This window comes from Terriglobales bacterium (assembly GCA_035624475.1).
GTDB lineage: Bacteria > Acidobacteriota > Terriglobia > Terriglobales > Acidobacteriaceae > DASPRL01.
In genome coordinates, this window is the sequence record DASPRL010000134.1 from 1 (window position 1) to 18,381 (window position 18,381).

Consider the following 18,381-nt stretch of genomic DNA (forward strand, 5'->3'; position numbering starts at 1 on the left):
GAGCACCGCCCAGTGGAAGGGCCCGCCGGGCAGAGCCGCGCCATGCCTCAGCGTGTGCGCCGGGCCTTCGGTGGGAAACAGCAGGAACACCGCATAGCAGAAGAAGTAGCTGAGCACGCTGGCGGTCATCACCTGGCGGAACGGGCGCCGGTCCGCACGCCCGTAGAGCACCCCGCCCACGATCATCAGCAGCCCGAAGTAGGAGAAGTATCCCAGCTCCATCATTTCGGTGAAGAGCGGCGAGGCGAACTGCCGCAGCCACAGCGTGGGTGGGATCGCGAACAGCCGTGCCTCCAGCGCCAGCAGCCCGGCGTCCTGCCAGCCATCCACCAGCAGGAACGAGAGCCGCGCCACCTCCTCGAAGCAGACGATGAACGCCAGCAGCGGGTACCAGTCATGCAGGAAGTTCCAGACGCGGTTGCGGCGGGCGCCGGCGCCCAGCGCCAGCACCGCCGCCAGGCACACGGCATGCACCTCCAGAAACGCCGGCCATGCCGGTACGCGCTGGTGCAGGGCGAAGATCAGGACTCCGAGGCCGAGGAAGTAGCCCACGTAGAGCCGGTCCACCAGGTTCAACGGGAGAACGGCGAGTGGAAGCGCGGCCCGGCGGGCGGTGGCCCGAGCTCGAGCGGCCAATAGGACTTCGCCCTGCACCATGTCTGCCATGCCGCCGACTATCCCGCCGCCGCTCCCAGCGGTCAATCCGCCCGCGGTCAATTGCAGGTCAACCGCTAAGCCCCGGCTGCCTCAGGGCTTATGGTCGTTTCTTCTTGAGCCCGAGCGCAACGAGATGGTCGGGTTCGGCCAACGACCAACGACGAACGACCAACGACTGGTTTCGGCCGACGACCGCGTCCCTGATGCTAGACTGACTGCTCTGCGGAGGTCTTGATGCAGGACGTTTACATCCTTTCGGCGGCGCGCACGCCCATCGGCAAGTTCGGGGGCGGGCTGGCCTCGCTCACCGCGGTGGATCTGGGCGTGATCGCCGCCAAGGCTGCGCTCGAGCGCGCCGGCCTCGCCCCCGAGCAGGTGCAGGAGACCATCTTCGGCAACGCCCGCCAGGCCGGCGGCGGACCCAATCCCGGGCGCCAAGTCTCCATCCGCAGCGGCGTGCCCGCCGAGGTCCCCGCCTACACCGTCAACCAGGCCTGCGCCTCGGGGATGAAATGCATCACCCTGGGCGCGCAGGAGATCGCGCTGGGCAACCTGGAGTGCGTGCTGGCGGGCGGCGCCGAATCCATGTCGCGCCTGCCCTACTACCTGGACGGCGCGCGCTGGGGTCTTCGTCTCGGCCACCAGGAACTGGTGGACGGCATGTACCGCGACGGCTTCTTCTGCCCCATGGCCAAGATGGTGATGGGCGAAACCGCCGAGATCCTGGCCGGGCAGTACAAGATCGGCCGCGAGGAGCAGGACCGCTACGCGCTGCGCTCGCAGCAGCGCGCCCAGGCGGCCATGGAATCCGGGCGCTTCAAGGACGAGATCGTTCCGGTGACGCTGGAGGGCAAGAAGGGCGCCACCGTAGTCGAGCGCGACGAGCATCCCTTCCTGGGGGCGACCCTGGAGAAGATGGCCAAGCTGCCGCCCGCCTTCTCCAAGACCGGCACCGTCACCGCCGGCAACTCCTCCGGCATCACCGACGGCGCCGCCGCGGTGGTGCTGGCGGGCGAGACCCTGGTGAAGAAGCACCACCTGAAGCCGCTGGCGCGGGTGCTGGACTTCGCCAGTGCCGGCTGCGATCCCCGCACCATGGGCATCGGCCCGGTGCCCGCCATGCACAAGCTGCGCGAGAAGTGTGACCTGGCGGTCGCCGACTTCGACCTCATCGAGCTCAACGAGGCCTTCGCCGCCCAGGTGCTGGCCTGCGACCGCGAACTGCACTTCGACCACGACAAGCTGAACGTGAACGGCGGGGCCATCGCCCTGGGACATCCCATCGGCTGCACCGGGGCGCGCATCGTGGTCACCCTGCTGCACGAGATGCTGCGCCGCAAGGCCCACCACGGCGCCGCCACCCTGTGCGTCTCCGGCGGCATGGGCATGGCGCTGGCGCTGGAGAACGTGGCCTGAGCGCGGCCGCAGGCGTGCGTCTTTTTTTCAGCCTCCTGCGTATAGGAGGCTAGGATGAGCCTCGCAGCCTATTACGCGGTCACCTGGATGCAGGACGAAGCCACGGAAATCGCGCGCGGACTCCGGCACCGCGATCCGGAGGTGCTGGACCGGCTCATCGAGCAGTACCAACACCGGCTCTTCCGCTATCTGGTGTACCTCACCGGCAACCGTACCGCCGCCGAAGACCTCTTCCAGGAAACCTGGGTGCGGGTGCTGGAGCGCGGCCGGCAGTACGACGGCAAGTCCAAGTTCGAGACCTGGCTGTTCGCCATCGCGCGCCACCTGCTGATCGACAGCCTGCGGCGCAAGTCGGCAGCCAGCCTGGACGCGCTGCGCGACCCCGAAGAGGGCACGGCGCCCTTCGAGCCTGCGGCCGAGGAACCCTCGGCCTACGAGGCGCTGGCAGGGCGGGAGCAGGAAGCGCGGGTGCAAGTGGCCATTGCTCAGGTGCCCGCGGTCTATCGCGAGGTGCTGATGCTGCGCTTCCAGGAAGACTTGAAGCTGGAGGAGATCGCGGACGTGGTGGACGCGCCGGTGTCCACGGTGAAGTCGCGACTGTATCGCGGCCTGGAGGCGATCCGCCAGGCCCTGCAAGGAGGCCGGGCATGACCCAGGACGTGCATGCACGCGCTCGCCACCTGATGGATGCCGCCCGCGTGGAGGGCATCTCCGCGGCGGAGCAGGCCTGGCTCCGCCAGCACCTGGAGGATTGCTCCGATTGTTCCCGGGCCGAGGCCGGCACCCGCCACGCCCTGGAGACGCTGCGCTGGATGGCAGTGAACGCCGATCCCGGCATGGTGCGCGCCACCCGCCTGCAGGTGCGAATGCGGGCGCAGGAGCTGGACGAGGCCCGGAGCCGCTCGCTGCTGTTGTGGGCCTCCGGCGTGCTGACCACAGTGGTGGGGATGGTCACGCTGCCCTTGCTGTGGAGCGGCTTCGCCTGGCTGGGCGAGAAGCTGAGTTTGCCCAACGGGGTTTGGCAGTTCGTGTTCGTGGGCGCCTGGTTCCTGCCGGCCATGGTCATCGCGGTGTTGCTGGGACAGCGGTCAAGATGGGCCCGCCAAGCGGGGCATGCGCTGCCGCCGCGCCGGGTCAAGTGAGATCGGCATCGGGGTTCGAGGAGAATTTGCGATGAATGGACAGAAGACCAGCTTGAGCAACGAGGTCAAGATCATTCCCTGGTGGGCATGGACGCTGGCCGTGGTGGCGTTCCTGTGCATGCAGTTTCTCTTCCACCACATAGTGCCGCATCATCACGACCCGCCGCCGCCGGGAGTGCGGCTGTGGCTGGGAGGGGTGACGGGGATCATCATCTTCGTCTACTTCCTGTTCGTCGGCTACGTGAACGTGGACGCCGGCCGCCGCGGCATGAGCCGCGCCTTGTGGACGGTGGTGGTCATGTTCATCCCCAACGCCCTGGGCTTCATCCTGTACTTCTTCATGCGGCAGCCGCTGCAGGTGAGCTGCCCGCAGTGCGGCACCAAGGTGGAGGCCGGGTTCAACTTCTGTCCCAAGTGCAGCTGCAAGCTGACTCCGACCTGCCCGGGCTGCCAGCACACGGTGCACGCGGGCGACGTCTATTGCCCGTACTGCGGCGCGGCGCTGTCGGGCGCGGGCCCCTCCAAGGCCCCGGCGTAGGGGACGGGCCCACCGTTCCCTCCCCCCTTGCGGCCCCTCATCCGGAGGGGCCGCGCGTTGCACCGCAGAAGCACGGCCGCTATACTCCTAACACCGATTCCAGGAGAAGACAGGGATGTCCCTATCCGCGGTCATCGTGGACGACGAGCAACTGGCGCGGGACGAGCTCGCCTACCTGCTGAAGTCGGTGGGCGACGTCGAGGTGGTGGCGCAGGGCAAGAACGGCGTGGAGGCCGTGAGCCTGATCCGCGAGCACGCCCCCGACCTGGTCTTCCTGGACGTGCAGATGCCCGGGCTGGACGGCTTCGGGGTGATCAAGCGGCTGGTGGACAAGAAGGTACCGCTGCCCCAGATCGTCTTCGCCACCGCCTACGACCAGTACGCGGTGAAGGCCTTCGAGGTCAACGCCGTCGATTATCTGCTCAAGCCCTTCGACAAGAAGCGGGTGGCGCAGTCGGTGCAGCGGGTACGGAAGAAGTTGAGCAGCGACCTGGCTCCCGCCGAGAAGCTGGAGACCCTGGTCAAGATGCTGGAGGCGCAGAATCCCGCCGCCTCCAAGATCGTGCTCAAGTTCGGCGGGAGGCTCTTCCTGGTGGATCAGAAGGACATTTGCTACGCCTCCATCGAGGACGGCGTGATCACCGTGGCCACCACCGCGGTGGAGGGCCAGTCCAACTGCCGCACCCTGGAGGAGCTGCTGGAGAGCCTGGATCCCAACCTGTTCTGGCGGGTGCACCGCTCTTACCTGGTCAACATCAACCGCATCAAGGAAGTGGTGCCCTGGTTCAAGAGTTCCTACCAGCTTCGCATGGACGACAAGAAGCAGGCCGAGATTCCGGTGAGCCGGGCCCAGACCAAGCGCCTGCGCGAGCTTTTCGGGCTGTAGCGCCCGCCCTTCTTTCACAGAAGCTTCCCAGACTGCCCTTACAATCCCCTTGAGCCACGGGGTCCCGGGAAGCATCCTCTGCGCCGGCAGGCGCGGCCGGCGAGGGCCCGTCGGCAATCTATAATCGAGAGGAACAGGCGCAGTCTTCGATGGCCTCCACTTCCTACCGATGGTTGCGACGCAGGCTGGCGGGACGGATCCCGCAGAGCGGGCTGGGGCGCTTCACCCTCTACCTGCTGGTGCTGGACCTGTTCCTCTACGTGCTGTGGAAGCTGCTGCTGCTGATCCCCTCCAGCCCCGTCCACACCGGGCTGCGCTCCTGGGTGACGGTGCTGAACGTCCTGCTGGGCGCACTGGCGCTGCTGCTGCTGCTGGGCTGGATGCGGCGCCGCCTGCTCTGGAGCCTGCGCAACCGCCTCATCGTCACCTACGTCTTTATCGGCGTGATCCCGGTGGCGCTGGTGGTGCTGATGGCGCTGCTGGCGGGATACCTGTTCACCAATCAGTTCTCCGCGTACGTCATCAACGCCGACCTGCAGGCCGGCGTGCACCGGCTGGACATGTTGAACAGCACCGTGGCCAGCGAGGTCGCGGCGGAGCTGACCCATGACCGTCCCCTGTCCCTGGCCACCACCTCGGCGCTGGCTGGACAGCAACCTCTGCAGGAGCGCTTCCCCGGCCTGCGGATGACTGCGTGGTACCGCGGGCAGGCGGCCACCTGGCCCGCGGCTTCGGGGCCGGCCACGCCAACCACCTTGCCGGAGTGGGCCAAGGAGCACTTCACCGGGTTGACCGTCGATGCGGACCGCAGCCTGCACCTGCGCGCCCTGACGGTGGTTCCCGCGAACGGCGCGGCGCTCACCGTGATCGCTGACCTGCCCCTGCAGAAGAGTTCGCTCGAAAAGATCATCGGCAACTTCGGCGAGATCACACTCTACGCTCCCAGTAGCGCCGTGGTCCGCGGGCCCACCACCACGTCCCCACCCCCGGAAAGCCGGCGCAGGTCCCCGGTGCGCATCCAGGCGGGGAGCGAAGAGATCGAGTTCGGTCAACCGGGCAGCGCCGAGCATGGGGGTGCGGTCCGTTTTGGCAGCGTCCCCGCGCCGATCTTTCGCTTGGACAGCCAACTAGATCTGGGCAGCGTGTTGGGCACCACGGAATGGCAGAGCGGCACGCCCACCCTCACCCTGGTTCTGGTGGACAGCCGCGCCTCGGCGCTCTACCTGCGCCTGTTTTCGGGTTATTCGGGCAGCCTGGGGAAGTTAGCTGATGCGATGGTGTACGCGCTGATCGGGCTGGCCATCGGCTTCGGCATCATCGAGCTGTTCGCGCTCCTGATCGGGCTGGGCCTGACCCGCACCATGACGCGATCGGTGGCGGAGCTTTACAAGGCCACCCAGCACATCAACCGCGGCGACCTGAAGCACCGCATCCAGGTGCGCTCCCGCGACCAACTGGCCGCGCTCGAGACCTCCTTCAACTCCATGGCGGAATCGCTGGAGCAACTGCTGGCCGAGCAGCGCGAGAAGGAGCGCCTGCAGAACGAACTGGCCATCGCCCAGGAGGTGCAGGCGCAGCTCTTCCCCGCGCAAGCCACGCACCTGGAGTCGCTGGAGGTGCACGGCGTGTGCCGGCCGGCGCGGGTGGTGAGCGGCGACTACTACGACTTTCTGGCGCTGGGCAGCGGCAAGATGGCCATCGCGGTGGGCGACATCAGCGGTAAAGGCATCTCGGCGGCGCTGCTGATGGCCACCATCCACTCGGCGGTGCGCGCCTACGAGTTCGGGCGCATGCCGGAGCCCGCGGAGATGGCGGTGGCGGGCAAGGCGGCGCTGTCGGCGGCGCGCGCCGGCCAGGGTGGGACGCCGCTGGTCTCCAGCAACGGCATCCAGTCGCCCGCCAGCGTGCTCTGGCTGCTCAACCGCCATCTCTACCACAGCACTCCGGCGGAGAAGTACGCCACCCTGTTTCTGGGGCTGTACGACAGCCAGGTGCGGCGGCTCACCTACTCCAACGCGGGACACCTGCCGCCGCTGGTGATCGGCGCCGACGGCGCCGTGCGCCGCCTGGACCGCGCCGCCGGGCTGGTGATCGGGCTGTTCGACAACATCTCCCACCAGGAAGCCAGCATGGAGCTGCATCCCGGCGACATCTTCCTGGCCTACAGCGATGGCGTCACCGAGCCGGAGAACGATTTCGGGGAATTCGGCGAAGAGCGGCTGATCGAAATCGTGCGCGAGAACCGCAGCCTGCCGCTGGCCGAGATCAGCGATGCGGTGCTGGCGGCGGTCGAGGACTGGATCGGGTCACAGGAGCAGCCCGACGACGTCACCGTGGTGCTGGCGCGGGCGCGCTAGCCCTTCCCAGCGGGATTACGCCTTTCGGGTTGCGCCGCTTGCGCCCCGAGACTAGGATGACTGGTGTCTAAGGAGGATGTCATGAGACGAGCTTTCCCCTGGTTCCTCATGTCCGTGCTGGTGGTCCTGATCGCTCTCCCTGCCTGGGGCGCCAGCAAGGAAAAGGACGAAGAAACCATTAGGAATGCCGCCACCGTGCTGCAGGACGTGGCGCCCAAGATCTCGCCCGACCTGCTGCATAGCGCCCGCTGCATCCTGGTGCTCCCCAACGTGAAGAAGGGCGGCTTGATCGTGGGCGGCAGCGGCGGCCGCGGGGCCCTGAGCTGCCGCAGCGGCGCCAACTTCAACGGCAAGTGGTCGGCGCCCGCCATGTACAGCATCGGCGGGGCCAGCGTCGGACTGCAGGTGGGCGGCTCCTCCACCGACTTCGTCCTGCTGGTGATGGACGACAAGGGTGTGAACGCCATCCTGCAGGACAAGACCAAGGTGGGGGCGGACGCCAGCGCCACCGCGGGTCCCAGCAGCGCCCAGAGCACGGCCAGCAGCGTGGGCGGGGCGGACCTGGTGACCTACTCGCGATCCAGCGGCCTGTTCGCGGGAGTCTCGCTGGACGGCGCCACCCTGCATCAGGATGGAGACGCCAACCAGCGCCTCTACGACAAGAAGATCAGCGCGAAGGAGATCGTGCGCGAGGGTGCGGTGATGCCCACCGACGGAGGCAAGCAGTTCCTGGCTGCCCTGGAGCAGCACGCGCCCACTCACAAGTAGGACAGCCCGACCCGGCGGGCCGAAGAACCTTCGGCCCGCCACTCCACTTCCCGCCCGAAGGGCTCAGCCCGCCAAGTGGCAGGAGTGTGTCTTCAGCACCAGCCAGACCGCCAGGCCAGGCCGTAGCTCCAGGGCCGCGCGCGCGCCGGGAGTCAGGTGAACCTCCACGCGGACCCCGCAATCCACCTTGGCCACGACGGTGACGCCCATCTGCTGGATCGAGGCCAGGGTCCCGGCGAGCACATTGCGTGCGCTCAGGTGGGCGGGCGGGACGGTGGCGAGCAGGATGTCGCCCGCCCGCACCGCGATGCGCGCCCGGGCCCCGGCTTCCACGCGCATCAGCGGCACCTCCAGGTCCACCTCGCTCCCCTGCAGGCGACAGGTCATGGTTCCCTGCGCCGGATGCAGCGCGCGGACGGTGGCGTCGAAGAGGTTCTCGAAGCCGGCGAGCTGGGCGATGGCCTCGTGGCGCGGGGCCTCCAGGACCTCCTGCGGAGTGCCCTGGGCAAGGACCCTGCCCTCTTCGAGCACGACCACCCGCTCTCCCAGGGCGTGGACCTCGTCGCGGGCATGGGTGACATACACGATGGGGATGCGCTGCGCCGCATTCCAGGCTCGCAGGTCTTCAATGATCTTGGAGCGGACGGCGGCATCGAGCCCGGAGAGGGGCTCGTCGAGCAGCAGGACCTGCGGCTGGATGACCAGGGCGCGCGCCAGGGCCACGCGCTGACGCTCCCCGCCCGAGATCTCGCGGGGATAGCGCTCCAGCAGGTGCGCGATGTGGAGTGATTCGGCCAGAGCGCGGCTGCGCTGGCGGCGCGCGGCGGGCGCCAGCCTCCCCAGGCCGTACTCGATGTTCTCCTGGGCGGTCAGATGGGGGAACAGGGCCAGCTCCTGGAACAGGTATCCCATGGCGCGCCGCGCGGCCGGCAGGTCGATCCCCTGGTTGGAATCGAAGAGGGTGAGGCCGTTGGCGGCGATGCGTCCCGCTTCCGGCCGGCGCAGCCCGGCGACGCACTCCAGCAGCGTGGTCTTGCCCGAGCCCGAGGGCCCGAACAGGATGGTGATGCCCGGAGGCAGGGCCAGGTCGACGTCCAACTGAAAACCGCGTCTGCCGCCGGAAGCGAACTGCTTCCGCACACGAACCAGGAGCGCCGCTTCGCCACCAGGGTTCATGGGATGCGCAGCGGCTCCCGCCCCGGCCGTGTCCCCGGCAGCGGCAGCCGGCCCAGGAGGAAGATCGCGGCCATGGCGACGGCGGCCAGCGCCATCAGGAACAGAGCCAGGGGCAGCGCCGCCGACAGACCCTCGCCCGTCAACTGCACCCACAGAAAGACGGGGACGGTGTTGGGATGGTAGGCGACAACCAGGGTGGCGCCGAACTCGCCCAGGGTGCGCACCCAGGCCAGGGTAACGCCGGCGGCGATGCCCGGCCAGGCCAGGGGCAGGGAGACGCGGCGGAAGGTGCGCCAGCGGGAGTCGCCCAGAGTCGCGGCGGCCTGCTCCAGTTGCTCGTCCACGGCCTCGAAGGCCGACATGGCGGCGATCACCACATAGGGCGCGGCCACGAACACCTGGGCCAGCACGATACCCTTCAGGGAGTTCACCAGGGCGATGCCGCGGGCCTCGAAGCGCGCTCCCGCCAGCCCGTACGGACCAAAGAGAAGCAGCAGCAGGATTCCTCCCACCAAGGGCGGCAGCACCATGGGCACAAAGACCAAGGCGGCGAGGAAGCGGCGGCCGCGGAAGCGGGCGCGCGCCAGCACGTAGCCCAGAGGCACGCCCAGCAAGGTCATGGCCGCCGTGGAGACGGTGGAAGTGAGAAGCGAGACCCGGATGGCACGCAGAGCGCGCGCGTCGCCGAGGGCCGCGCTCACGCCCCGCCAGTCCACCTGGAACAAGAGGCAGAGCAGCGGCGCCGCCAGGTAGAGCAGCAGCACTCCACCCAGTAGGGCGAAGGGCAGGAAACCGTATTCCATCCGGCGTCTCACGGCGAACGGGTCTCTTGGATCAAGGGCTTCAACTCCGGCGGCAGCGCCGAGGCGTCCCCCGTCAACGACAATGAGGCCGCCCGCAGTCCCGCCTTCTCCAGCAGGGCCCTGCCCTCGGCCGAGCCGAGGAAGCGCACGAAGGCGATGGCCCCGGCAGGGTTCTTGGCGGGATTGAGGACCGAGACCGTGAACAGCGTCGGCGAGCCCGTGAGCTTCAGTCCCTTGGTGGTGGTGAAGGAGTGGGCGGCGTAGAGTGCAGCGAAGCGAGGGTCGCCCTGGTTGATCTCGCCGGGCAGCGCGATGTAAGGGATGCCGTGCGCCACCACCTCGTGCCTGTAGAAGACGGCGACGTCCAGTTGACCCGATTCCATGCGGATCAGCAATTCGGGCTCGGGGAAGATCTGGTCGGAACTGCCGGGCGGGCCCAGCAGCGCCGCCAGCCCGGGCTTCTTGTAGTAGTCCTCGGCGAGCTCAAAAAGGAAGAGCGTGCGATAGCCCTTGGGATCGAGGTCGGGGTCGGTGCGGCCGAGCTTGACGCCGGGCCGGGCGAGCACTTCATACCAGGGCAGCTTGCCGGCCTGGGCCTGCTCGAAGAGGTCGCGGAAGCGGCTGCGCGGATTGTAGCCGAGCACCAGTTCGCCGGAGGCGAAGGTGAGGTACCAGCTCTCGAAGCCGCCGTTCGCGGGCCCCATCAGGATGCGATCGTTCACCGCCGGGTCGGCGGAGATGAAGACATCGGGAGCGCGCAGGCGATCGTGGATGGCACGGGCGCCGCCGACCGAGCCCTGGCCCTCTCCCTGGTAGTGGTAGCCGGAGGCCCGCTCGAAGGCCGGGCCCACGCTCTTCTCCATCAGCGCGCCCAGCGAGCCGGCATAGAGCACGGAGACGTTGCCCTTCTCGCCTCCCGTCGCGCCTGGGGCGCTGAGAAGTAGCAGGACAAGCGAGGGCAGGAGCCAGAGCTTTCTCATGGCAGCACGTAGCGCAGCGACACGTACGACATGAACAGATGAGCGTTCTTGGGTGCGCCCGCAGCGACAAACCAGGGAGCGCGTGTCAGGTACGACCACTGCGTGACGAGTTGCACGGCCCCATACTCCCGGTTCCTCCAGAAGGTCTGTGTCCAGTCCAGCGTCGCCTCCTGGACGGCCCGGTTCGCGGAGTTCGGCGAATTGGGCCCGCCGAAACCGATGCAGGGATGGAAAGGAGCCACATCCCCCGCATGGCAGGGGATCGTGGTGATGACGGGGGAGGTCACGTCCTTGAACGCGTTGCGTTGCGCGTAGACTCCTCCGTAATACACGCCCAATTGCGTGTTGGCCCACGGCAGGAATTCGAGACCGGTGAACACCCCGCCGGAATGGACCTTGGAGATGTCGACCGTAAAGGTGGTCGGACCCGTCGGGATGGGGACGATGACCGCCTGCGGCGCCAGTCCGGTGAGGTAGCGGCCGATCCCGTTGCCCCACAGCACGCTGCCCACGAACCGGAGATTCCTCCCCTGCGCGTCCCGGAAGAGATCGAAGTTCAGCCCGGCCTCGATGCCGCCCCCGACGCTGGAGTGCGAGGTGAACTCGGTTCCGCCCACTGGAAAGTCCGTGACCTTGACGGTGGTCAGAAGGCCTCCCGCCTCCGCGTGGAAGTTCCGCCCTCCAAAAACGTTGTCGTACGCGACCTTGGTCGCCACATCGGGGGCCACATTCGGGGTGCCGGGGTTGTTGCCGGCATCGAACTGCGGCCCCAATTGGGCGTTGAAGGCGAAGGGGAAAATGACTTCACCCGTGCCGACATACTGTTGGGGGTTGTCGACGGATCCTGCCCACACCACATGATCGTTGAAGTGGTACGCCACACGGAATTCTGCCGTGCGGGTGTAATAGGGACCAACGTGCGTGTTGCCGTCCTCGGTGTAGCCCAGGGTCAGATCCGACGGCATGGGTGACACCCCAACCCGATTGGGCTCCAGCAACCCCCAGGTCTGGCCTCCCAGGAACTCCCACTTGCCTCGCTTCAGGTCCAGCCAGTACAGACGAAGGCGCGCGGTATGGCTGTTGCTGGTCACGAAGGCATTCGCCGGATCGTTGCCGTTGAAATCGGCCTCCAGGTAGCCGGTTATGTCATTCTGCCCGAAGCTGGCATGGGTCTTCAGGGTCAAGCGGGAGTACTGGCCCGTAGCGCGGAACTCGGTGAGGTGTCCCTGGATCGTATTGCTGAAGGGAATGGAGCCGAAGCTGGTCGAGGAGGCGTTCCCCGTGTTGGTGGTGCGGAAGACGTTCTCGAAGTCCACGAAGCCACCCGGGGTGAACTCCGCTCCCCCGATGCGGAAAGAAAGCGGGGATTCCTTGGGCTTCTCTTCGTCCGGCGCCACAGGGTCCCCGACGACCGCGCGGGCTGTGGATTCGCTGCTGGAGGTGTGCAGAGCGGCATCGGTGACCCGCGGTGCGCTCCCCCCGGCCAACTGCCGGCGAAGAGCTTCCAACTCCTGCTGCTGCTGGTCGATCTGCTTCTGTTGCGCCGCGAGCGCGTCTTGCAGAGCTTGGAGCTGCTGGACCGTCACCACGGCCGGCTTGGCTGGATGGCCGGTGGGATCCTGGGTGGCCGGCCCGGCCTGGGCCAGCAGCACAGCGGACAGCAGCACGGTCAACAGGCAGGTTGCAACGAGCTTCATCGATTCTCCCCCCTCTGGCTTTCACACTCGCAGGAGCATGACTTCGGTGGACTTGATGAGGGCGGCGACGGTCTCGCCCTTCCGGAGGCGCATCTCGCGCACCGCGTCGGCGGTCACGATGGAGGTGATGTGCTGCCCGCCGATGGAGAGCGTGACCTGAGCCAGCAGGCCGCCCAACCGAACCTCTACCACCCGTCCCACCAACTGGTTGCGCCCGCTGATGCGGCGGAAGTTGCGGCGCGCGCCCGCTCCCGGCTTCTCCCCGGCGCGGTACAGGTAGCGGTCCAGCTCGGCCTCGGGGATGCGATGGTGTCCGCCCGGCGTCTTCACCGTGCGCAGCTTGCCGTGATAGATCCATTGCTTGAGGGTGGGATAACTGATGCCCAGCATCCGGGCCGCATCCCGCGGCCGCAGCAGGACCAGGTTCTTGCCCATGGCAGTCTCCGGCACAACGTTATAGTGTGGTCGGAACAGCTATGTCAATACGTTAGTATGCGAATCCAAGAGGCGCAGGGCCCGCCGTTTTGGGGGACTTTCGCGCTGCCCGGCGAAGGGTTAGCATGGTGGCAGGCAGGGAGCGCTCCCTGGTCCGGGCGGCTTGGGAGCGCAACTCTTGTCCTCCAAAAGGGTTAGCATGAGGTTGGGTCAGATCGAATCGGGGGGTTCATAGCTCCCCGGCAAGGATGCCATCTTGAAGCTACTGCAACGCCGCTGGTTACTGCTGCTGATCGTCGCGCTGGTGGTCGTTTTGACCGCCGCATTCTTCCTGAAGCCCAAGAACGAGGTGCAGTACTTCACCACCAAGGTGGACCGCGGGGACATCCATCAAGTGGTGCAGGCGACGGGCACCATCAATGCCGTCATCACGGTGCAGGTGGGCTCCCAGGTCTCCGGCACCATCGCCAAGCTCTACGCCGACTTCAACTCCAAGGTGAAGCAGGGACAGGTGATCGCCGAGATCGATCCCCGGCTGTTCGAGGGCGCGGTGCTACAGGCGCGGGCCGACTACCAGAACGCGGTCGCCAACGCGGCAGCGGCCAAGGCCAACCTGGAGAAGGCGCAGGCCACCGCGGTGCAGACCAAGGCGGACTATGACCGCACCGTGGTTCTCGCCCAGAAGGGCGTGATGAGCCAGCAGCAGCTCGACCTGGCCAAGGCCAACGCCGACACGGCGGAGGCCGCGGTCTCGGCGACCCAGGCGCAGCTGGTCCAGGCCAATGCCCAGACCGCGCAGAAAAAGGCCGCGGTGACCGTGGCCGAGACCAACCTCAACTACTGCACCATCCGCGCGCCCATCGACGGAGTGGTGGTGGCGCGCAACGTGGACGTGGGCCAGACCGTGGCTTCCTCCCTGCAGGCCCCCACCCTGTTCACCATCGCTCAGGACCTGACCAAGATGCAGGTCTACGCCCAGACCGACGAGTCCGATGTGGGCCAGATCCAGATGGGCCAGCCGGCCACCTTCACGGTGGATGCGTTCCCCGGACAGATGTTCAAGGGCAAAGTCAGCCAGATCCGCCTGAACGCGACGGTGGTGCAGAACGTCGTGACCTACAACACCATCGTCGACTTCGACAACCCCGACATGAAGCTCCTGCCCGGGATGACGGCCTACGTCAACATTCCGGTGGCCAACGCCGGCGGCGTGCTGAAGATCCCCAACGGAGCCTTGCGCTACAAACCCGATCTGCCGGCCCAGGCCATCCGCAACTTGTACGCCAAGTACGGCATCGACGTGGGCGGCGCGCGCAAGACGGCGACCGGTCAGGGTAGCGGGAAAGGGCAGGGCGGAGGCGCCGGCCAGGCTGGGACCCAGGGAGGGCGCGGGCAAGGCGGGGGCCAGGGAAGCGGCCGGGGAGCGGGCGCGACACCGAGCGAGATGGAAGGTCTGCAAGCCAGCGATACCGTGGTGGTCTGGAAGCTCTTGCCCGACAAAACGCTGCAGCCGGTGAAGATCCGCACTGGCATCACCGACCACACCTTCACGGCGCTGGCTCAGGTGCTGCAGGGCGATCTGAAAGAAGGAGACCTGCTGGTGACGGGCTCGGCCACGACGGGTGGTCCTCCCTCGCTGGGTCCGGGCGGCCCACGACGCTAGCCGGTCACGAGGATCGCGGCCGAGGCGCGGGCAGACCGCTGCTCACGACGGGCTCTCCCACGGGAGATGGTCTTCCGTCCCGGCCACGTTCGGACCTTTGGCATTCTTGGATCCCATCACGGCGGGCCGCCGGCCCGCCGTATTCGTGTTTACCTGGAAGGAGAAGCTTATGTTGCGCTCCCTGTTGCGAATCCTAGTCTCTGGTCTCCTGGCAAGCGTGCTGGCAGCGCCTCTGGCAGCGCAGCAGGAGGACTACGCCAAGTCGCGATCGCAGTTTCCCAACGTGCTGCTGCCCTACGCGCCGCGCATCGTGCCGCCGCCCTCGCTGGCCAACACCCCGCGCATCGACCAGGTGGTACGCCAGGGCAAGCTCTACCTGTCGCTGAACGACGCCATCGCGCTGGCGCTGGAGAACAACCTCGACCTGGTCATCGCGCGCTACAACCTGCCCATCGCCGACACCGACATCCTGCGCGCCAAGGCGGGCTCGGGGGTGCGGGGCGTCTCCAGCGGCGTGGTCCAGAACACGCCCGGCGGCACCGGTACCGGCATCGGAGCGACCAGTGGAACCAGCGCCGGCGGGACCAGCGGCGGCGCGGGCGGGGCCGGGGCCGGGGCGGCGGGGTTGGTGACTTCCGAAACCGGGGTGGGCGCCTCCATTGACTCCTACGACCCCATCTTCACCTCCAGCCTCAGCCTCACCCATGCCACCACGCCGCTCTCCAACGTGGTGACCAGCGGCACCGCCACCCTGCAGAACAACACCGGGGTGGCCAACTTCTCCTACGTCCAGGGCTTCCCCACGGGCACGCTGGTCTCGGTGGGGTTCAACAACTCCCGCGCCACCACCAACAGCCTGCGCACCACGCTCAACCCGGCGTTGAACGCGGGCTTCAGCGTGGGTCTGCGGCAGCATCTGCTGGCCGGCATCGGCCTGTCCTCCAACCTGCGCTTCATGCGGATCGCCCGCAACAACCGCGAGATCGCGGATGTCGCTTTCCGGCAGCAGGTCATCGCCACCGTCACCCAGATCGAAAACCTCTACTGGAACCTGGTAGCCGCCTACGAAGCCGTGAGGGTGCAAGAAGACTCGGTGAAGCTGGCCCAGAAGACCCTGGCCGACAACCAGGCCCAGGTGCAAGCCGGAACGCTGGCGCCCATCGCGGTGGTACAAGCGCAGAGCGACCTGGCCACGCGCCAACAGAGCCTGATCGTCGCCCAGACCACCCTGCAATTGCAGCAGTTGCTGATGAAGAACGCCATCACCCGCAATGAGAAAGACCCGATGCTGGCGAGCGCGCCGGTCATCCCCACGGACACGGTCAAGGTCCCGGCCACCGAGCCGGTGGCCCCGGTGGAGGACCTGGTCAACCAGGCGCTGACCCACCGGCCCGAGCTGGCACAATCGCGCATCGACCTCAGGAACCGCGACATCAGCAAGCACTCGGCGCGCAACGCCCTGCTGCCCACCCTGGACCTGGTGGCCAGCTACGGCGGCAGCGGGCTGGCGGGGGCCCTGAATCCTCTGTGCATCGCCAGCGGGTGCACCTCCGGCTCGATCGGCGGCTACAGCGACGCTTTCAGTGCCGCCACCAGCGGCGACTTCCCCACCTACACGGTGGCCCTCACCCTCACCATCCCCATCCGCAATCGCAGCGCCCAAGCCGACCAGGTGCGTTCGGAATTGGAGTACCGCCAGGCCCAAGTCTTCATGCAGCAACAAGAGAACCTGGTGGGTATCCAGGTGCGCAACGCGAAGTTCGCGGTGGAGCAGAACCGCGCTCTGGTGGATGCGGCGCGCGCCGGCGTGGACCTGGCGCGGCAGACCATGGAAGCCGAGCAGGACAAGTACGAGGTAGGAGCGTCCACTACCACCCTGGTGCTGCAGACGCAGCGGGACCTGGTGCAGGCAGAATCGAACCTGGTCGCGGCGGAGACGGCCTACGCGCAGTCGCGCGTCAACCTGGACCAGGTCACCGGCCTCACCCTGGAGCACAATAACATCGCCATCGACGACGCCGAGAACGGGCGGGTGACGCGCCTGCCCCAGGCCCCCTACGTGCAGCCGCGCACGGATGTGACCCTGCCCACGAGTGGAGGCAACTGAGAGGAAGACCGTGGAGCATCCAGCCTAGCGGCCCATGGCGGCCAGGGTGCGGGCACACTCCGCCGCCAGCGGATCCTGGCCGGCGTTGCCCGCGAATTCGCGCAGCATCTGCTCGCAGGCCTCGGAAGGGATGCGGCTCAACGCGCCCATGGCGACCCGCCGCACCGCCGGGTCGAGCGTGTCGTCGGCCATCACCGCGCCCAGCAGGTGCTCGGACTGAGGGCCGGGGATGGCCGACAGGACCTGCACCGCCAGCACCAGCAGCCGCGCCTTGCCGTGGGAGTCACGGAAGATGAAGCGCTCCAAGGCGGGGAGGCTGACCGGATCTTTCAGGAAGAGAAGTTCTCCCAGCACGTCCTCCACCACCTGGTGATGCAGGTAGGGCAGCCCCTCGGAGAGGACCGCGGCGCGCCCGGGATCGCGGCTGTCGAGGATGGCGGTGACCGCGGCCTTCTGCACGCGCTCGTTGGCATGGCGCAGCAGCGGGGCCAGGGTCTTCAGGATCTCCGGGTCTTTCAGGTCGCCCAGCAGCTTGCAGGCATTGCGCACCACGTACCAGCGCTCGTCGCCCAGGCGCTGGCGGGCGATGTCGAGGGCGGGCGACCCGATCTTGGTGATGAGGCGGATGAGGGCGAGACGGTTGCCGGTGGTCTGCTCTTCCTCGAGCTGGCGAAAGACCTTCACGATGGCGGCGGGCCCGGCCCCGCGCAGCAGGTCCGCAGCCAGGCGGGTGAAGGGGCGGTCGTCGCGCTTCTGGGTGAAGATCTCGATGACCCGCTCCACCGCGTTGGGAGTGAGCAGCCCGGCCATGGTCTTGCTACAGCACTTGGCGTGGGGGTCGGGAGCGCTGGCCACCAGCCGCTCCAGCGCTGCCGAGACGGCCTGGATCAATTCAAAGTCCTCGTACAGGGCCACCGTGCGGCACAAGGCGATCAGGGCATTGAGGATCTGCTGGTGGAGGAAGGGCTTCTCCGGCCAGCGGTTCAGGACGTCGCACAGGCGGACCGCCACCCCCTGCCAGAACTCGCTGCGCACCCCGGCCATGGTGCGCAGCAGGTCGGGGATGCGGCTGATCTCTTGCGGCTCGGGCTCCTCGGTGAGATCGAAGATGGTGAAGTAGTGGTTGCCGAGCTTGTTGGCGGTGTCCAGGTCGCCCTGCTTGATCAGTTCGGTGAGCAGCTCCAGCAGGCGGCGGAACTCGTGGACGTTGAGGTGCTGCGTCTGCAGCAAGCGCTCGATCTTCTCCTTGGGCGGGACTACGATCCAGTGCAGTTCGTCCTGGATGCGCTCGTAGGTGGACTTGGGGATCTTGTAGTCCTTGATGATGGAGGCCAGCTTGCCGGCCAGGCGGCCGGCCGCCTGCGTGGCCTGCAGGCTGCGCAGGAGCACGCGGATGACCTCTTCCTCGACGATGACGGCATCCTGCCCGGTGGGCGCCTGCACCAGGCGCTCCGCCGCCCACTTGACCGCCGTGTCCTCGATGATCTCGGCCGCCATCTGGTCGGGGGGCAGTTGACGCAACTCCTCCCGCCGCGAAGGAGGAAAGGCCGAGAGCACGAACTCGGGGCGCATCTCGCGGATGACCCGCGCTAGTTCGGTGTAGGAACGCTGGGGAGCGTCCTTGGAATCGAGCATGCTGGATTCGAAGTAGCCTTCCACCATGCGGGTGATGTTGTCGGGCCCGCCGGCGCCCACAGCACCGGCGCTGCCGGGCGGTCCGATGGGGCTGCCCGTTCCGTAGCCGGGCAGAGGGGCT

The 18,381-nt window shown here is 67.5% G+C and carries 16 protein-coding genes; 9 read left to right on the top strand and 7 right to left on the bottom strand.

Annotated elements, in window-relative coordinates; genetic code table 11:
• Positions 1–636 (bottom strand): hypothetical protein (locus VEG08_05740; GenBank protein ID HXZ27488.1); only part of this gene is annotated, 636 nt, incomplete at its 3' end.
• A 255-nt stretch (positions 637–891) separates the two neighbouring features.
• Here VEG08_05740 and VEG08_05745 point away from each other — a divergent pair.
• From VEG08_05745 to VEG08_05775, 7 genes are all read left to right on the top strand, one after another.
• Complete coding sequence (locus tag VEG08_05745; protein ID HXZ27489.1) at positions 892–2,073, top strand: acetyl-CoA C-acetyltransferase; 1,182 nt, start codon at positions 892–894, stop codon at positions 2,071–2,073.
• A 54-nt stretch (positions 2,074–2,127) separates the two neighbouring features.
• Positions 2,128–2,724 carry a sigma-70 family RNA polymerase sigma factor gene (locus VEG08_05750; protein HXZ27490.1) on the top strand — a complete coding sequence of 199 codons (597 nt, stop codon included), beginning with the start codon at positions 2,128–2,130 and terminating at the stop codon, positions 2,722–2,724.
• Positions 2,721–3,215 (top strand): hypothetical protein, encoded by a 495-nt coding sequence (locus tag VEG08_05755; protein HXZ27491.1) that lies wholly within the window; start codon positions 2,721–2,723, stop codon positions 3,213–3,215. Before VEG08_05750 ends, VEG08_05755 begins: the two co-directional genes overlap by 4 nt.
• Before the next feature lie 31 nt (positions 3,216–3,246).
• Positions 3,247–3,753, top strand: a complete 507-nt coding sequence (locus VEG08_05760) for a zinc ribbon domain-containing protein (GenBank protein ID HXZ27492.1) — start codon at positions 3,247–3,249, stop codon at positions 3,751–3,753.
• 115 nt (positions 3,754–3,868) lie between these two features.
• Positions 3,869–4,639 (top strand): LytTR family DNA-binding domain-containing protein, encoded by a 771-nt coding sequence (locus VEG08_05765; protein HXZ27493.1) that lies wholly within the window; start codon positions 3,869–3,871, stop codon positions 4,637–4,639.
• A 149-nt stretch (positions 4,640–4,788) separates the two neighbouring features.
• A complete protein-coding gene (locus VEG08_05770; GenBank protein HXZ27494.1) occupies positions 4,789–6,996 on the top strand; it encodes a SpoIIE family protein phosphatase in 2,208 nt (735 codons plus the stop codon).
• Between the two features lie 81 nt (positions 6,997–7,077).
• Positions 7,078–7,764 carry a lipid-binding SYLF domain-containing protein gene (locus tag VEG08_05775; GenBank protein ID HXZ27495.1) on the top strand — a complete coding sequence of 229 codons (687 nt, stop codon included), beginning with the start codon at positions 7,078–7,080 and terminating at the stop codon, positions 7,762–7,764.
• A gap of 63 nt (positions 7,765–7,827) precedes the next feature.
• On the opposite strand, the gene modC is transcribed toward VEG08_05775, so the two are convergent.
• The 5 genes from modC to VEG08_05800 are packed head-to-tail and all read right to left on the bottom strand — an operon-like array spanning position 7,828 to position 12,855.
• Positions 7,828–8,940, bottom strand: coding sequence for a molybdenum ABC transporter ATP-binding protein (modC, locus tag VEG08_05780; protein HXZ27496.1), 1,113 nt, complete (start codon positions 8,938–8,940; stop codon positions 7,828–7,830).
• Positions 8,937–9,743 carry an ABC transporter permease gene (locus VEG08_05785; protein ID HXZ27497.1) on the bottom strand — a complete coding sequence of 269 codons (807 nt, stop codon included), beginning with the start codon at positions 9,741–9,743 and terminating at the stop codon, positions 8,937–8,939. The genes modC and VEG08_05785 overlap by 4 nt, the downstream gene beginning before the upstream one ends.
• Before the next feature lie 8 nt (positions 9,744–9,751).
• Positions 9,752–10,723: an extracellular solute-binding protein gene (locus tag VEG08_05790; protein ID HXZ27498.1), complete on the bottom strand. Its 972-nt coding sequence runs from the start codon at positions 10,721–10,723 to the stop codon at positions 9,752–9,754.
• Positions 10,720–12,420, bottom strand: a complete 1,701-nt coding sequence (locus VEG08_05795) for a hypothetical protein (GenBank protein ID HXZ27499.1) — start codon at positions 12,418–12,420, stop codon at positions 10,720–10,722. The genes VEG08_05790 and VEG08_05795 overlap by 4 nt, the downstream gene beginning before the upstream one ends.
• A gap of 21 nt (positions 12,421–12,441) precedes the next feature.
• On the bottom strand, positions 12,442–12,855 hold the full coding sequence (locus tag VEG08_05800; protein HXZ27500.1) for a helix-turn-helix transcriptional regulator: 414 nt from the start codon (positions 12,853–12,855) through the stop codon (positions 12,442–12,444).
• A gap of 256 nt (positions 12,856–13,111) precedes the next feature.
• Between VEG08_05800 and VEG08_05805 the strand changes: the two genes are divergently transcribed.
• Together VEG08_05805 and VEG08_05810 are read left to right on the top strand one after the other, a co-directional pair.
• Positions 13,112–14,518, top strand: coding sequence for an efflux RND transporter periplasmic adaptor subunit (locus tag VEG08_05805; GenBank protein HXZ27501.1), 1,407 nt, complete (start codon positions 13,112–13,114; stop codon positions 14,516–14,518).
• A 217-nt stretch (positions 14,519–14,735) separates the two neighbouring features.
• Positions 14,736–16,625 carry a TolC family protein gene (locus tag VEG08_05810; GenBank protein HXZ27502.1) on the top strand — a complete coding sequence of 630 codons (1,890 nt, stop codon included), beginning with the start codon at positions 14,736–14,738 and terminating at the stop codon, positions 16,623–16,625.
• A gap of 24 nt (positions 16,626–16,649) precedes the next feature.
• On the opposite strand, the gene VEG08_05815 is transcribed toward VEG08_05810, so the two are convergent.
• Positions 16,650–18,381: HEAT repeat domain-containing protein (locus VEG08_05815; GenBank protein HXZ27503.1), on the bottom strand; the 1,732-nt coding region annotated here is incomplete at its 5' end.

Excerpts from the sequence above, each read along its gene's own strand:
- VEG08_05790 (HXZ27498.1), bottom strand. The coding sequence starts at position 10,723 with ATGAGAAAGCTCTGGCTCCTGCCCTCGCTTGTCCTGCTACTTCTCAGC.
- VEG08_05755 (HXZ27491.1), top strand. The coding sequence starts at position 2,721 with ATGACCCAGGACGTGCATGCACGCGCTCGCCACCTGATGGATGCCGCC.
- VEG08_05770 (HXZ27494.1), top strand. The coding sequence starts at position 4,789 with ATGGCCTCCACTTCCTACCGATGGTTGCGACGCAGGCTGGCGGGACGG.
- VEG08_05750 (HXZ27490.1), top strand. The coding sequence starts at position 2,128 with ATGAGCCTCGCAGCCTATTACGCGGTCACCTGGATGCAGGACGAAGCC.
- VEG08_05795 (HXZ27499.1), bottom strand. The coding sequence starts at position 12,420 with ATGAAGCTCGTTGCAACCTGCCTGTTGACCGTGCTGCTGTCCGCTGTG.
- VEG08_05745 (HXZ27489.1), top strand. The coding sequence starts at position 892 with ATGCAGGACGTTTACATCCTTTCGGCGGCGCGCACGCCCATCGGCAAG.
- VEG08_05785 (HXZ27497.1), bottom strand. The coding sequence starts at position 9,743 with ATGGAATACGGTTTCCTGCCCTTCGCCCTACTGGGTGGAGTGCTGCTG.
- VEG08_05775 (HXZ27495.1), top strand. The coding sequence starts at position 7,078 with ATGAGACGAGCTTTCCCCTGGTTCCTCATGTCCGTGCTGGTGGTCCTG.
- VEG08_05765 (HXZ27493.1), top strand. The coding sequence starts at position 3,869 with ATGTCCCTATCCGCGGTCATCGTGGACGACGAGCAACTGGCGCGGGAC.
- VEG08_05800 (HXZ27500.1), bottom strand. The coding sequence starts at position 12,855 with ATGGGCAAGAACCTGGTCCTGCTGCGGCCGCGGGATGCGGCCCGGATG.
- VEG08_05760 (HXZ27492.1), top strand. The coding sequence starts at position 3,247 with ATGAATGGACAGAAGACCAGCTTGAGCAACGAGGTCAAGATCATTCCC.
- modC (HXZ27496.1), bottom strand. The coding sequence starts at position 8,940 with ATGAACCCTGGTGGCGAAGCGGCGCTCCTGGTTCGTGTGCGGAAGCAG.